Origin of the sequence: Mycobacterium scrofulaceum (genome assembly GCF_002086735.1) — a bacterium.
Classification (GTDB): Bacteria; Actinomycetota; Actinomycetes; order Mycobacteriales; family Mycobacteriaceae; genus Mycobacterium; species Mycobacterium scrofulaceum.
On sequence record NZ_MVIJ01000076.1, the window covers coordinates 1 to 15,694 of the forward strand.

The following is a 15,694-nucleotide window of genomic DNA, read 5'->3' on the forward strand; positions in this document are numbered from 1 at the left end:
CAGCGCCGTCTTCCACAAGGGCAAGCCGCTCGAACGGCCTATCGACATCACACCCGAACCGTCGGCAGCTGAGCCTCGAACCGTCGGATCATCCGCCATCCCGCTGCGCTGCCACTCGTATCCACCCATGAACGACTCTCACCCAAAGCGATTCGGCAGGCGTGCGAAGATTTACGTCCATGCTGCCGCTGACCGCATTCTGCGTACCGCAACGTGGTCGAGGTGTGGCGAAAAGCAAATGTGCGTCTGGCCGAGAGAACGGCGTTTCAACGCAGAACTGAAAGCCCCTCCCCGCCGAATTGCAGGCGAAGCTCCGTCTTGAGCACCTTGCCGGTGGCGTTTCGCGGCAAGTCGGGAACGACATGTACTCGTGACGGGCATTTGAAGTGGGCAAGGCGTTCTCGAGCGTAATCGATAAGCTCCTCTGCATTGACGGCGGCATCCTGCTGAAGGGCCACGACGGCCACCGGAGTTTCGCCCCAACGCGGATGCGGCACACCGACAACCGCGACCTCGCGCACGGCATGGTGACGGTAGAGGACCTGCTCCACCTCGATCGGGTAAACGTTCTCACCACCGCTGATGATCATGTCTTTTTTTCGGTCGACCAGAGTGATGAAACCTTCTCGGTCAATGCGGCCCAAGTCGCCAGTATGAAACCAGCCGCCACGAAAAGCTTGCACTGTCGCCTCGGGAAGACCCCAGTAGCCCGCGAATACGTTAGGGCCGCGCACTACTAACTCGCCCACCTCGTCGACGGGGACGTCGTTGTCGGCGTCGTCGACGATACGAGCTTCGACGTGAAAAGCCGTCCGACCGATCGATCCGGCCTTCTCCTTAACGTGTTCAGCGTCGAGGAATGAGACGATAGGCGCGGTTTCGGTCATCCCGAAACCCTCCTGGAACGGCAGACTGCGTCCTTGGAAGAATTCGATGACGGTCAACGGACACGGTGCGCCACCCGCAGCCGCCAGTTCGAGAGCCGACAAATCGTGGTCCTCGAATCCATCGACGTTCATCAGCGCGGCCCACATCGCCGGAACCATGAATTGCACTGTCGCATGCTCTTGGGCCATCATCGCCAGCGTCTGTCGCGGATCGAAGGACGGCAGCAGCACGCTGCAACCGCCGACATGCAGCAGCGGCAGCGTGTGCACTCCGAGTCCCCCGATGTGGAACATCGGAGCCACGGCGACGGTCACGTCCGTCTCACGCAGCCCGCGCCCGATTGTCAGCGCGTTCATGACGTTCCACAGATGGTTGTCGTGGGTGAGCATCACACCTTTGGGACGCCCCGTAGTCCCGGACGTATACATCAGATTTGCAATGTCATGGCCCGCCACGTCGGAGCCCACAGCTGTGGGCGCTTCACTGTTCACAACGTCGTCGTAGGAAAGCTCACCGGCAAGGCATTCACCGCCGACGGCCATTTGGTGGCGGACCCGCACCCCATCCTCTGACACCGCGGCGCGGGCGACCGGGGCCAGCGGGTTGGAATACACGAGCACGTCTGCGCCTGAGTCGGCCAGCTGGTAAGCCACCTCTGCTGGCGCCAACCGCACGTTCATGGGCACGAAGATCGCGCCTAGTTTCGCGGCCGCCAGCATCGTTTCTATGAACGCGGGACTGTTGATCAAGAGACCGCCAACCCTGTCGCCCTTGCGGACACCGAGCGCTCGCAGGGCACGCGCAAGCCGGTTGGTCCGTTCATCGAGCTGAGTGAAGGTGATCCGTCGGTTATCGTCAACGAGGGCGGTGCGGTCGCCGGACAGGAAGGCCCGTTTCGTCGCCCAACTGCCAATACCCCTGTCCATGTGAACTCCTTCGGAGCCGGTCGCCCAGACACGTCGTCGTGGGCCGATTCAGTGCCGAACAGCTATAAGCCGATGCGCTTGGCGATGATCTCGTTCATGATCTCGTTGGTGCCACCGCCTATTCCGAGAATGCGGCAATCTCGGTAATGCCGTTCGACTTCGGACTCGCGCATATAACCCATCCCACCAAAGATTTGAACCGCCTCATTCACCACATAATCGCACGCGTATACGGCGGTGTTCTTGGCCATCGACACCTCAGTGACTACATCCTCCCCGGCCAGCCACCGTTGCATCACGGCGCGGGTGTAGGCGCGCGCGACGTCGACCTGCCTGGCCATTTCCGCGAGCTTATGGCGGATCACTTGACGAGCCGTCAGAGGTTTCCCGAAAGTCTGGCGTTCGCGCGCCCAACCCTTGGCTAATTTGAGCGCGCGCTCCGCCGTCGCGTATGCCTGCACGGCAATGCCGAGTCGTTCCGACTGAAACTGCTGCATGATCTGCAAGAATCCGCCGTTCTCTGCCCCCACCAGGTTCGCAGCGGGAACGCGAACGTCAAAGAACGAGAGTTCTGCGGTATCGCTGCAACGCCATCCCATCTTGTCCAGCCGGCGGTCAACCTTGAACCCCGGTGTGCCCTTGTCGATAACCAGCAACGAAACTCCGCCGTACCCGGGTCCCCCGGTACGCACCGCGGTAGTCACGAAGTCGGCGCGGACACCGCTCGTGATGAAGGTCTTAGCACCGTTGACCACGTACGTGTCACCATCGCGGACTGCTCGTGTGCGTAGGTTCGCCACATCTGAGCCCGCTCCGGGCTCGGTGACTGCCAGCGAGCCGATCATATCTCCGGCCAGGGTGGGGCGAACGTAGTGGTCGATCAGGGCATCCGATCCATTCGCGGCGATGTGCGGAAGCGCGATGCCGTGGGTGAACAACGCGGCGCACACGCCGGTAGACCCACCGCACGCCAGAATTGCCTCGGTTACCAACGCCGAATCGATCGCGTCGCCGCCGCTGCCTCCCACGTTCTCGGGGAATCCAACCCCGAGAAGTCCCACATCGGCAGCCTTACGGTGCAGCTCGCGCGGGATTTCACCTGCCTCCTCCCAATCCGTCACTTTCGGTGTTATCTCGCGAGCGACGAAAGATCGCGCCAACTGGCTCAGTGCTAGCCGCTCCGGCGTGGTCCACGGATCGTTGGGCACAGCGCAGCCTTCCGTCCCGGCTATGTGTTTGGTGGTTGCTTCGATATCCGTCATGATGGCTCCCGGATCGAATTGCGTCGGCAACCGAACAGCGGTTGCACGCAGGTGCAAGGTGTCTCAATTCGATTGTGCAGTCGGACGATTCGGAAAGCATTCGCCCAACGGGGCGAGCGGCCCGTGTGCTGAATTCCGAAACAATCGGAGCGAAACTTTGTCTTCGCCTCCCAGCGCACGCGCCGAAAGCATTGTCCTGGAGCATGACTGCGCCGCCCACCAACACGATCAAGCGCATAGGCGGCATCGGTCAGCCAGGCTCCTCGCGCGAGGATCGGCACTGAATCTCTCAAACCGATCCCTTCCTACCCACTCGCGACCGCGACTTAAGTCAATGCAAGGCTCGGGCGTCGCGTGCAAGTGGCCACCTCAAGGAGTGCTTCGCGTGCCCCGATTAGTCCAGAAACCGTCGAAGCTCAACAGCCTCAGTTACTGGTGGCTAACGTTACGTGCGAGGCCCAAGGATTTGCAACACCCATCGCGTAGATGTCGCGCTCCGGTGCACCAGATCTACGACTCATGCGAATGAAGGAGGTCTCGTCCGCCGATCACTGCAATCTATCCGGGTTGATTGTCTTGGTGGTTGCAGCCGCGCCGCGCTTGGAGGTACCCCGGGGCCTCTCCCAGTATGGACGTTGGATGGCGCGGCAGTTGTGCGTGGGGAGTGGGCATCGTGAAGAAGTGTTAACGTTCGTAGATCACCCGGAACGTGTGGGCGTTTCGAACGGAAGAGGTATTGCTGCTTCGACTGCGAAAGGATGGTCGACCGTGACCGACACAGTCACCGTCGGCCGCACGCGAGGAGGCGAGCGTCGCGAGCGGATTCTGGCGGCCGCCGCCGAACTCATCGCGGACCGTGGCTATCACGCTGTTTCTATGGCCGATATCGGCATCTCGGCAGGGGTCGTCGGTCCAGCGATCTACCGGCACTTTGACAGCAAGGCGGGCTTGCTGGCGGCACTGTTCGAACAAGTGATTGACACGCTGCTGCGACGGGCGTCGGCGATCGTTGAACAAAGCCGAGATGATCGCGAGGCGCTGACTGCCTTAGTAGCCGACCACGTTGCCCTGGTGATGGAGAAGCGCGAACTCGCCATTGTTTACTACCGAGAAGTCCATAATCTGCCTGACCATCGACGTAGTCGCCTGCGCCGCAAACAGCGCCTCTACGTTGAAGAGTGGGTGCACGTTTTGGGCGAGTTAAGGCCGGAGTTGGACGAGACGGAATTGCGCGCCGTTGTTCACGGCGCGATCGGTGCCATCCAATCGACGTTGCAATATCGCGATACGGGGATGCCTCCCGAGCGCGTCTCGGTGCTGCTCGCGCGGATGGGGCACGCTGTTCTCGGCGTTCCACCGTGCGAGTCGCACAGTGAGGATCGGGCAAGCCACGCGTTGCCGCAGCGCCGAGGTCGACGGTAGGCGCAACCTCGGAGTGTCCTCGCCTCGGCGTGTCCTCGGGAGGGTGATTTCGCTGAGCAGAGGCTGTCAATGATTTGCTTCGTGTCGATGGCTCCCTGGCCACGATTAAGCACGCCGCCAATCGGCTTGCTTGGCGGGCCCGCACGCCGCGCCAGTCAGCCGGCGGTCTCGCCGCGCGGTCCTTGGCACGAGCATTCGCAGACATCCGGCGTGTTCAGCGTCCCCGCCATACAGGTGCCCGTTTCTCCCGGAATGCGCGTGGGCCCTCCTGCGCGTCCGCGGAGTGGTACACGGGTTCCCAGATCTTCTCAGCCAGCGTGTATGCCTCCTCAAGGCGATGTCGCGCCGATAGATACGCAGTCTGTTTAGCGGCCAGCACCGACAGCGGAGCATTTCCAGCGATTAGAGCGCCCAGCTTCTGGGCTCGATCCCTAAGCCGAGCGGCGGGCACCACCTCGTTAACAAGACCCACTTCGAACGCCCGGGCCGCGCTGATCGGTTCGCCGGTGAGCATCATCTGCAGAGCGATTCTCGGTGGAACGAGCCACGAAAGAGGAGCGGCCCAGGGAGCTCCACGGCCGACTTTGACTTCGGTGATCGCGAACAGGGCATGCTCGGCGGCGACGATCAGGTCACACTGCTGTGCGAGCAGGAACCCGCCGGCGAATGCAACACCGTTGACCGCCGCGATGGTCGGTTTAGCGATGTCGATGTTGCGGCCGAACTGCGGGGCGAAGTCCAGTGGCGGAACCGCCAGCGCCTGGTGCGCCATCTCTTTAAGGTCGCCGCCGGCGCAGAATGCCTTTTCACCCGCGCCGGTCAAAACGAGTACGCGCGCGTCAGCGTCCTCATTGAACCGACGTGCGCCATCCCATAATCCTTGGCGCACGGCGACACTGAGCGCATTGCGAGAGTGGGGCCGGTTGATAGTCAGCCAGGCCACCCCATCGACGACGTCATAAATCACCGGATCATCCAAGGTAGTCCTTCCGCGTGTTCTGGGCACTGTCTCCATCGACAATGCCGGCGTCCCATCGGCGACCACTTGGACGTCCCAGCGACACCTTCTGCGGGGCGTGCAGGTCTGGGCTGCGACGGGGTCTTCGATTTTATCGCCTCCAACGCCACCTAATTGGAGTAGTCGACTTGGAAGTGGGGACTGGTAACACCGTTCCCGCCACAAGTCGCAGCATATGTGACTAAGCATTCACGATTGTGGGACGTGACGACGATTCGATGCAGGCGGGTGACTGGGTGGGCTCTCAGTTGTCGAGTTCAAAGGACGATTGTGCTATCCATCGGCGCCCCAGTAATGTTAACCACTGATAACGTGAGGGCGCTCGGGGCCACTGGATGTGTCATTGCCGGGCCCGCACCGGTTGAGAGTTCAGGAGGAGACGTGATGTACCTCACGCAGGGCTTGCACAGAGCACTGCAACAACACCCGGACCGCCTCGCCACCATCGACGCGGATCGAACACGGACCTATGCGCAGTCCGCACAACGAATCGCGAAGTTGGCGAGCGCATTACGGACGATTGGCGTTAACCGCGGGGATCGCGTCGGCATGCTGGCGCTCAACTCCGACCGTTACCATGAGTACCTGCTGGCGGTGCCGTGGGCGGACGCGGTATTAAACCCGATCAATATCCGCTGGAGCCCTCCGGAGATTGCCTACGCCCTGCGCGACTCCCAAACCGATGTCTTATTTGTCGATGACGCCTTCAGTCCAGCAGTCCCCGCACTTCGCGCGTCATATCCTGACCTGCGCGCAGTCGTTCATTGCGGAAACGCCCCGACCCCGGAGGGAATGTTCTGCTATGAGGAACTCATAGCCGGCGGCGAAGTCGGTGATGACGTGCGGCGCAGCGGCGATCAACTGGCCGGTGTGTTCTACACCGGTGGCACCACGGGTCTACCCAAGGGCGTCATGCTTAGCCACGCGAACCTGATGACCTCCGTGCTGGGAATGCTCAGCGTGGGAAGCTTTCTGAGTTCGGAGGCTCGACTGCTTCATGTTGCGCCGTTGTTCCATCTCGCGGACTTGGCCGCCTGGGCGGGGCAAACCACCCTGGGTGGCACACATGTGATGCTCTCGACTTTCGAGCCCAGTGCCATTCTCCAGACCATCGAACGCCACCAGGTCACCGACGTCCTTTTAGTGCCGACCATGCTGCAGATGGTCGTCGACCATCCCGCCGTCAGGGATTACGACCTCTCCAGCCTCAGAAACGTGATGTACGGGGCATCGCCGATTTCCGAGGCGGTCCTGTCGCGCGCGATGAAGACCGTGCGGTCGGCGCGATTCATGCAGGGTTATGGCATGACAGAACTGTCCCCCCTAGCCACAGTCCTGCGTCCTGAGGACCACGAGCATCCGGACCTATTGCGTTCAGCCGGCCGCGCCGCGCCCTGCGCCGAGGTCAAAATCGTCGATGCTGACGATAAGGAAGTGCCGCCGGGCAATACCGGCGAAATCGTCGTGCGTGGCGGCAACGTGATGTTGGGCTACTGGAATAAACCAGACGAGACAGCGGCCGCGCTGCGCAATGGGTGGATGCACACCGGTGACGCCGGTTACATGGACGAGCGGGGTTATGTGTTCGTCGTCGACCGCATCAAAGACATGATTATCTCGGGTGGCGAGAATGTCTACTCGACGGAAGTCGAGAATGTTCTGTCCAGGCACCCGGAGGTGGCGGCGTGCGCGGTCATCGGAGTTGCCGATGAAAATTGGGGCGAGCGCGTTCATGCGGTCGTCGTCTTGACCGAAAACTCCTCGGTGACAGCCGAAGAGCTCAGAGACTTCTGTAAGACTCAGATCGCGGGATACAAGGCGCCCCGTACAGCCTCGTTCGTTGATGCGCTCCCTCTCTCAGGTGCTGGCAAGGTGCTCAAACGCGAACTGCGAAAACAGTTCCGGCAAGAGTGCACAAGCACTAGCCGGGGTCGATAGGTGCCCTTGCAGCGCGCCCCGCGGCCATCGACGCGGCTGCCTCCAAAGGATTTCCCTAGACGCCCTGGGCAGGCCGTCAGGACGGGATCGTCATGGCGCGCGTAGAGGTGCCTTACAGACACGAGCTCGGCGGCCACTGCGGGTCCGGTGCCCTCCGCGATCTGACCGAGTGGGCCGGACTCCGTTGGGGTGTGCACGCCCCCCGCGAAGGACTGGTTTTCGCGCTGAGCGGCACGCTGGATTTTTCCTATGCCCGTTCCGACGAGTTATTTCCGCCGGTGTACCTCGTTGGCAGGGGCCCCGATCTCGAAGAGCAATACCTCACTAATGTCGGTGCACAGTTCGAGATTCGCGCCACCGATGACGGCGACCTCGGGTGGAAGTGGGTGACCGATCAACTCGACCGCCGCACCCCCGTGATGGTTTGGGCCGACATTGCTCATCTGCCCTATCTGCGCGCACGGTTGAGCATGAGCCGCCACGACATTGTCATCACCGGCTACGACGACGACCGAGGCGTGGCCTTGGTCGTTGACAACGACCGAGATTCGGTCCAACTGGTCCCCTACGAGGATCTCCGTCGGGCACGGTCTTCGACCGGCTTTCCCGTGCCGACCCGTCACACCGCCTACATCGTCGACTGGCCGACTACGGCGCCGGACTTGGCGGCGATCGCCGGTCCCGCCCTTATCCGAAGCGCGCAGGCGATGGCGGCAATCACCGACAGCCGGGGTCTTACAGTCACTCGCGACCCTGAGGCACAGAAGGATGGACTCGATGGTGTCGAGCATTTCGCCGTCGACGTGGCGGCGTGGCCTGACGCCCTGGACGATCACAACCTCGAAAGCGCCCTGTTTGCGCTGTGGGCGTTCATTGAGAAGGCGGGGACGGGAGGGGGGTTGTTCAGGGCCCTGCAGGCCGACGGCTGTCGAAGCATCGCCAACTTGCTGCATTCCGAAGCCGCCCTGGAGGCGTCGAGGGCTGCTCGGGAGGTGTCGACCGCCTGGACCGAAGTAGCCCGGATGGCTTACAACCCAGGCACCCCACTGCGGGCTCGCGCCGCCGCCACTGCGGCCGCAGCCGAGCGTGTGCCTGACGCCGAAAAGCGGCTCACGGAATCGCTCTTCGCCGCCGGAGCGGCTCTGACGTAACAATTTCCGCCTTGGGCCGGCCGCTGCATTCAGCTTGGCATCTGGGTGCCGAACGTCCACGCAGCGCGGCTTTTGACCCACCGGAGCCATTTTCGAGGGGTACGCTAACGACGGTTAACACTGTTGGTGGCTCCACACGTGTAGCGGTCCGCAACTGGGGCAGCAGGAGGGAACGCTTGGTGCACGGAACAAGGGTCGCCGCACCGGCGTGCGCGGGTAGGACGGCTGGTCGTGTGCCGACAACGAGCGGAAGCGCGCATCAATGCCTTAGTGCGTAGCGGCGCCGGTATCGGCGTGATCGGCAGTGCCGAGTACAAGTAGCACTTCAAGAATGAGTGATGAACATGACGGAACAACGGTCAGTCAAAGTCGCAATCATCGGTGCGGGCATGTCGGGACTGTGCATGGCGATCAAGCTGCAGGACGCCGGCATTGACTCGTACACCATTTTCGAACAGGCCGAGGATGTCGGCGGCACATGGCGAGACAACACCTACCCGGGGCTAACCTGCGATATCCCATCGCGGTATTACTCCTACTCGTTTCGGCCCAACCCGAACTGGTCGCACCTGCTGCCGCCGGGGCCGGAGATCCAGGCCTATTTCCAGCAGGTGGCCGACGAACGGGCCATCCGCCCGCACATCAAGTTCGGCGCCGAGGTCATATCCGCCCGATACGACGACGAGCGGTGGCGGATCACGACCGACGACAGCGAAGAGACATTCGACGTCCTTGTCACCGCGACCGGCGTGCTCCGGGTGCCGCGCTATCCGGACATTCCCGGCCAGGAGAGTTTTGCCGGGCCGGTGTTCCACTCCGCGGAATGGGATCACTCCGTCACCTTGCGGGACAAGCGGGTCGGACTGATCGGGACGGGCTCGACAGGCATACAGATCATTGCCGAACTCGGGGGCAAGGTCAGTCGGCTCACCGTCTTCCAACGCACTGCGCAGTGGGTCTTTCCGATGCCCAATCCGCACTACTCACCGCTGATCCAGGCCGCGTTGACGCGGTGGCCGAGGTTGAACGGCCTGGGCTATTGGTTCTGGGGATTGGTGGTCAGGCGCATCTTCGGCCGCGCGCCGATCCGTCCGGGATTTCAGCGCCGCTTGGTTCAGACGCTATGTCGATGGAACCTGCGACTCTCGGTGCGCGACCCGCAGTTGCGCGCGAAACTCACCCCGAAAGATCAGCCGATGTGCAAGCGCCAGATTATGGCGGGACATTTCTACCGTTCGGTCCAACAACCGGGTGTGGAGGTGATCAACGAGACGATCGACCACATCGAGCCTCGCGGCGTCATCACGGCCGACGGTACCTTGCACGAACTCGACCTGCTGGTCTATGCCACCGGGTTTGACGCCCGGGCCTACGTGCGCCCGCTGACAGTGGTCGGGGAGCGTGGGCTCACCCTCGACGAGGCATGGGCCGATGGCCCCACGGCGTATCGGTCGGTCGCGGTGCCCGGATTCCCAAACTTGTTCATGCTGATGGGTCCGCATTCGCCGATCGGCAACCAGTCACTGATACCGGTCGCCGAGGACCAGGCTGATTATGTGCTGTGGTGGATTAACCGGATCCGTGAGGGCCGCATCGTCGCCGCCGCGCCCACCAAGTTGGCCACCAAGGGCTACAACGACAGCATGAAAGCAGCGATGCCACAAACAATTTGGGTTACCGGTTGCAACAGTTGGTACCTAGGCAAAGATGGGCTTCCCGAATTGTTTCCGTGGACACCCGAGCGGCACCGAGAACTATTGCGTGCACCTGAGATCGCAGATTTCGAACTCCGATGAGACGCGCATCGAAAGCCAATCAAGGTCTTTTCGCGCGGATCCTGTCGCGCTTGGTGCCATGCACGTCATCGGTGAAGATGGTTTGGGGCCCTAACGCGAGCGCAAGCGTCTCGGATCAGGCGGCGGCAGAATTCGGAGCGAGGACGCTACGACGCCCATGGAATGGGGAACGACTTCGCGTGGTCTTTGGTGGTGACGACCAAGCGTGGCCACTGTCCTGGCAACGCTTACGCCCACCGTTATCACGCCGGCGTTTGCCGACTAAGCCATCGAACGCTCCGAGCCGGCGTTAGAACCGCATCAACGAAATCATGCAGGGACCGGCGATTGGTCATCTTCGACAGCAAGCAGGTGTGGTCCTCCACCGCCCGGACGGAACACTTGTGCAAGACGCATATCCTGCTCACCATGTCCACAGAGTCCGTTCGCCTCTCGTTTCGCCAGCACATGCGTGAGCAAGTTCTCAGGGCTGCGCGTGACCTCACTATCGAGAAGGGCTGGCATCGGGTTCGCATGAGTGAAGTCGCCAAGCTTGTCGGCGTGTCCCGCCCGACGCTCTACAAGGAATTCACCGATAAGCAGGGACTGGGTGACGCGCTGGTTGTGTCCGAAGGCGAACGATTCTTGAACGGCATTCACGCAGTTTCGGCACAACACGCCGGAGATGTCCGCGGGGGTATCACCGCCGCGGTGTCGTACACCCTCGAGGAAGCGGAAGCGAGCCCGCTCTTGAAGGCGGTGTTGACGTCAAATCGGCCTACAGACAAAACGGTTTCCGAGACAACCGGTATGTTGCCGCTCCTGCCGACCTCGGCATCGCTGCTGGAGCTATCCTCGGCAGCCCTCGTGACTTGGTTCAACGAGCACTTTCCAGGTCTGGATGCCGATGACGTGCATGAAGTCGCCGATGCGCTGGTGAGGCTCACTGTGAGCCATGTCGTGCTTCCTTCTGCCGATGCAAGTCTGACCGGTGAGCGGATCTCGCGGATCGCCCTTCGCTATTTGGGCGCAGATCCCGCGAGGCCGTTTACACAACGCAGATTTTTGTCTGGATGTTGACTTTATAGAGAAAAGTGTAAACACTGGCGTGGAGACACTAGCTCGGGAGGACCCTCATGACTGTCAGCGCTTCCGCTCCGAAGTCGTCGGTGGAGCGTCGTTCAGCACGTTCGTATGATTCTGCCGACCTGTCCTCGACTGCCTTTTGGGCTGGCACCGCCGCTGACCGTGAGAAGACCTACGCGGAGCTGCGCCGACGCGCCCCCATCAGCTGGCACCCGCGCGTCGAGCACACCATGATCGACGACGAGGACGACCAAGGCTTCTGGGCCGTGGTCACCCACCCGCTACTTGTCGAGGCGACCCGGCGACACGACGATTTCCTGTCTGGTCAAGGCATTGTGATGGAGTCGATCCCGCAGGAACTGCTCGACACCGCGCAAGGCTTCATCGCTATGGACCCGCCGCGGCATACCAAGATTCGACGATTGCTGGCATCCGCATTCACACCGAAGCAAATGCGGCTGACCAGTCACCAGATCGAGGCCAACGCGAAACGGGTCGTCGATGGCCTTGCCCCGCAAGGCGAGGCTGACTTCGTCGACCAGTGCGCCGCGTTGCTGCCGATGCACAACATCTTCGACATGATGGGCGTGCCGGACTCGATGCGCCGCGACATCGCGTGGGAGTCACGGTATGCCGGTGGGTGGAGCGACCCGGAGGTGATGGGCGAAGACCCGGTCATACCTCGCCTGTTCCAAGCGATGGGATTCTTGGGCGATGGCGCCCGCGAAATCATCGCCGCACGTCGCCGGCAGCCCGAAGATGACCTTATGACGAACCTCGTTCAAGCTGAAGTGGACGGCGAACAACTCACCGACGACGAGATCGTCTCGTTTTTCATACTTCTCACGATCGCCGGGAACGACACCACGCGCCAAAGCACCAGTCACGCGATGAAAGCATTGACGGACTTCCCAGACCAAAGAGCTTGGCTCATGGAGGATTTCGACGGACGGATCAAAGGGGCCGTGGAAGAATTCGTCCGGTGGGCCACACCAATCATGACATTTCGCCGGACGGCGGCTCGCGACTGCGAACTGGGCGGGCAGCAGATCACCGAGGGTGACAAGATCATACTTTTCTACAGCTCGGCCAACTGGGACACCACCGTGTTCACTAACCCGGAGAAGTTCGATCTGTCGCGCGACCCTAACCCGCACGTGAGCTTCGGAGGCGGGGGAATCCATCACTGCCTCGGCAACCAGCTGGCCAGGCAGCAACTCGCTGCGCTCTTCAGAGAACTGCTGCACCGCCTGCCTGATATTGAAGTCTGCGGGCCACCCAGCTACACCGTCAGCACGTTCTTCCACGGCGTGAATCACCTTCCCGTCCGCTTCACCCCGAACGCGTAAGGCGGCGTGGTATGAAGATCAGAGTCGACCGCAACCGATGCTCGTCAATCGGAATGTGTGAAGGCCTGGCTCCTGACTTCTTCGAGGTCAGGCACGATGGCCAACTCAATATCGTGAACCCCGAGCCACCGGAATGCCACAGATCACTCATCGAAGAAGCAGTATCGTGCTGCCCCACAGGCGCTCTCGCCGTCGAGGACTGAGACCGCGGTCCTGAGGCAACGCTGACACACCTGCTTGCTGTCGGCGGCGATGGGCTTTCGCCTTCGGGTCAACTAGCCGCTGACACCGTCTGTCACCTACCACACGATGGAGCCGTCACTTATGAGTACTTATGGACTTTCAGTCGTCGCCCCTGAACTTGCCGCGATGAAGGCCACCGCCGCGGCTGCCGACCAGGCCGGGTTCGACGCCGTCTGGGCATCCGAGTTCTACACCCGGTCGGGATCCATCTCGATGGCGGCGATGGCAACCTCGACGAACAGGTGTCGCATCGGGTCGTCAATCCTCTACGGCATCGGACGTAGTCCGCTGGTCTTGGCGACCGAAACACGCGACCTCGACGAACTGTCCGGTGGTCGGGTCGTGCTCGGGATCGGCAACGGCACCAAACGGATGATGAGCGATTGGCACTCTGTCACCGATACCAGCGCCCCCGCCCTGCGCGTCGAGGAACTCGTACCCCTTATCCGGCGCATCTGGAACCTGCACGAAGGACCCGTCCGCCATGAGGGCCGTTTCTACAATATGAATCTCGTCCCCACCGGGCCGGTAGAACCCCCTGCGCGCAATATCCCCATCGTCACCGCCGCCGTGCGGCCGCGAATGTGTGAAGCCGCCGGACGGGTCGCTGACGGCTTGGCCGGGCATCCACTCTTCACCACCGCGTATGTGGAGGAAGTCGTGCGGCCTGCGGTGGCCAAGGGCGCACAACGCACCGGGCGCGACCCTAACGGCGTCGAGATCGTGTCGATGGTGATGTGCTCCATCCACGACGACCCCGAGATCGCTCGTCGCGAGGTAGCGCAGCAGATCGCATTCTACGCCTCGGTCAGGACCTACGAACCGCTGCTCGACTTCTGCGGATTCGCCAAGCAGGGTGCCGTCATCCGAGAAGCCTTCACCCGCAGCGACTTTCAGGCCATGTTCAACGCCGTCACCGATGACATGATCGACGTCATGGGTGTCGCCGGCACCGCTGACGAGGTTCGCAACGGGCTACGCCGCTACGAGGGCGTGCTAGACCACATCATGCTCTACCCACCGTCGGTAGGTACCGCGCCTGAGCGGGTCGGACAGAACGTCGATGATCTCATCAAGCATTGCGCCCCGCCCAATATGCCTCCGGCCTCCCAGCTGCACGCGCGACCCGGACCACGGTAGCGACACGGCGATCTCGCACACAAAGTGCGCTGCCGCATCGATCGATGCCGACCTTCGGGTTCGCATGAAACTACTCATTTCCCTCTGGGACTATCTCGGTGGGGTGCAGTCCCCCAGTGACAGCCGAGCTTGCGTTTGGCAATAACGGTCCTTGGGGAAGGCTAGGACGATGCCGGTCCTCTTTCACTAGGAAGTGAAGTGGTCAGAACACGTTGTGGCACGCAGATGCGTTGCGGCGCGGACCTTCTGCGCCGCATCAAGGCGGTCCGACGGAGTAGATGCGGAGTCGATCGAGCGGTTTGGCGACAAGGTCATCGGGTTGCTAACCTCGATTAACATGTCAGAGTTGTTCGATGTGGTGGTCGTGGGAGCGGGGATTTCCGGTATCAGCGCTGCCTGGCACCCGCAGGATCGCTGCCCCGGTAATAGGTACGTAGTTCTAGAGCGCAGAAGTGATCCGGGTGGCACGTGGGATCTGGTCAAGTATCCGGGCATCAGGTCGGACTCAGATATGTGCACGTTCGGATTCCTTCAAGCCCTGGCACTCGGCCAGGTTCACTGTCGACGCGCCGACAATCAAGAACTATCTGCGTGAGGTCGCGACCGAGAACGGCATCCATGAGCACATTCACTTCGGTACCCAGGTCTTGTCTGCCGCTTGGTCGGACGCCAGCCGGCGCTGGACCATCAAGGCGGTTCGGAACGGCTGAGGAATTAGAGCTCGAGGCGCGGTTCGTCTTCATGTGTAGCGGCTATTACAACTACGACGCGGGTTACCGACCAAACTTTCCCGGCGAGGAGAACTTCGGTGGGCCCATATTGCAACCTCAGCACCGGCCCAGAGACCTTGATTATGCCGGTAAAGAACGTCGTCGTTATCGACAGCGGCGCCGGGCACATAACGATGCTGCAACGTTCGCCAACATCGACCGCTTCACCAGAACGGGTCACGAGTTGGCGGCCGATATCATCTTCTACCGCAACAGGATTGAACTTGTGGCTTTTGGGGGCGCCAAGCTTGGTCGTAACGGCCAGGATGTCGACGTCAGCAAGTCGATGACCTATAAGTCGATGTTGCTGTCCGATGTGCCCACCATGGCGTTCACCATGGGCTATATCAATGCATCGTGGACCTTGAGGGCCGACCTGGTATCGGAATACGTTTGTCGCCTGCTCAATTGCATGGACGCGCGCGGCTACGACACCGTCGTAGCCGCTCATCCAGGGAAGATGTCGAAGAAGAACCCTTCGCCGATTTCGCACCAGGCTACTTCCAGCGCGCGATGGACCAGCTACCGAAGGCGGGATCTCGAGGGCCATGGCAGGTAAAACACCAATTACCTCTTCGACATCCGTGAGTGAGATATCGTCAAGACCTGTGGATCGGTGAGTTTCAGGCGACCTGCGATCCGACGGTTTGAGGCTCAGCTGCCGACGGTTCGGGTGTGATGTCGATAGGCCGTTCGAGCGGCTTGCCCTTGTGGAAGACGGCGCTG

Annotated in this window: 11 protein-coding genes and 1 pseudogene; 9 read left to right on the plus strand and 3 right to left on the minus strand. The window is 61.5% G+C overall.

The features are described 5' to 3' along the window. Positions 1-266: 266 nt before the first annotated feature. Positions 267-1,814 (minus strand): acyl-CoA synthetase, encoded by a 1,548-nt coding sequence (locus tag BST44_RS27115; RefSeq protein ID WP_007172220.1) that lies wholly within the window; start codon positions 1,812-1,814, stop codon positions 267-269. A gap of 62 nt (positions 1,815-1,876) precedes the next feature. After that, entirely contained in the window at positions 1,877-3,076 is a 1,200-nt protein-coding gene (locus BST44_RS27120) for an acyl-CoA dehydrogenase family protein (RefSeq protein WP_007172221.1), read from the minus strand. Between the two features lie 768 nt (positions 3,077-3,844). On the opposite strand from BST44_RS27120, the gene BST44_RS27125 reads away from it, so the two are divergent. Continuing rightward, the gene (locus BST44_RS27125) at positions 3,845-4,498 is read left to right on the plus strand and encodes a TetR/AcrR family transcriptional regulator (protein ID WP_007172222.1); all 654 of its coding nucleotides are present in this window, start codon (positions 3,845-3,847) and stop codon (positions 4,496-4,498) included. Between the two features lie 214 nt (positions 4,499-4,712). Here the strand turns inward: BST44_RS27125 and BST44_RS27130 are convergent, their stop codons facing one another. Continuing rightward, entirely contained in the window at positions 4,713-5,477 is a 765-nt protein-coding gene (locus tag BST44_RS27130; RefSeq protein WP_007172223.1) for an enoyl-CoA hydratase/isomerase family protein, read from the minus strand. A gap of 423 nt (positions 5,478-5,900) precedes the next feature. On the opposite strand from BST44_RS27130, the gene BST44_RS27135 reads away from it, so the two are divergent. From BST44_RS27135 to BST44_RS27170, 8 genes and pseudogenes are all read left to right on the plus strand, one after another. Beyond that, a complete protein-coding gene (locus BST44_RS27135; RefSeq protein ID WP_007172224.1) occupies positions 5,901-7,454 on the plus strand; it encodes an acyl-CoA synthetase in 1,554 nt (517 codons plus the stop codon). A gap of 92 nt (positions 7,455-7,546) precedes the next feature. Continuing rightward, positions 7,547-8,605, plus strand: coding sequence for a BtrH N-terminal domain-containing protein (locus BST44_RS27140; protein WP_007172225.1), 1,059 nt, complete (start codon positions 7,547-7,549; stop codon positions 8,603-8,605). Positions 8,606-8,943: 338 nt separating this feature from the next. Continuing rightward, positions 8,944-10,401: a flavin-containing monooxygenase gene (locus BST44_RS27145; RefSeq protein ID WP_007172226.1), complete on the plus strand. Its 1,458-nt coding sequence runs from the start codon at positions 8,944-8,946 to the stop codon at positions 10,399-10,401. 447 nt (positions 10,402-10,848) lie between these two features. Continuing rightward, positions 10,849-11,460 (plus strand): TetR/AcrR family transcriptional regulator, encoded by a 612-nt coding sequence (locus BST44_RS27150; protein WP_046184315.1) that lies wholly within the window; start codon positions 10,849-10,851, stop codon positions 11,458-11,460. A 56-nt stretch (positions 11,461-11,516) separates the two neighbouring features. Then, complete coding sequence (locus tag BST44_RS27155; RefSeq protein ID WP_007172228.1) at positions 11,517-12,815, plus strand: cytochrome P450; 1,299 nt, start codon at positions 11,517-11,519, stop codon at positions 12,813-12,815. 11 nt (positions 12,816-12,826) lie between these two features. Next, on the plus strand, positions 12,827-13,018 hold the full coding sequence (locus BST44_RS27160; protein ID WP_007172229.1) for a ferredoxin: 192 nt from the start codon (positions 12,827-12,829) through the stop codon (positions 13,016-13,018). A gap of 121 nt (positions 13,019-13,139) precedes the next feature. Next, a complete protein-coding gene (locus BST44_RS27165; RefSeq protein ID WP_007172230.1) occupies positions 13,140-14,198 on the plus strand; it encodes an LLM class flavin-dependent oxidoreductase in 1,059 nt (352 codons plus the stop codon). Between the two features lie 337 nt (positions 14,199-14,535). After that, positions 14,536-15,554 (plus strand): annotated as a pseudogene (locus tag BST44_RS27170) (flavin-containing monooxygenase); the annotation flags it as partial. Positions 15,555-15,694: the final 140 nt, after the last annotated feature.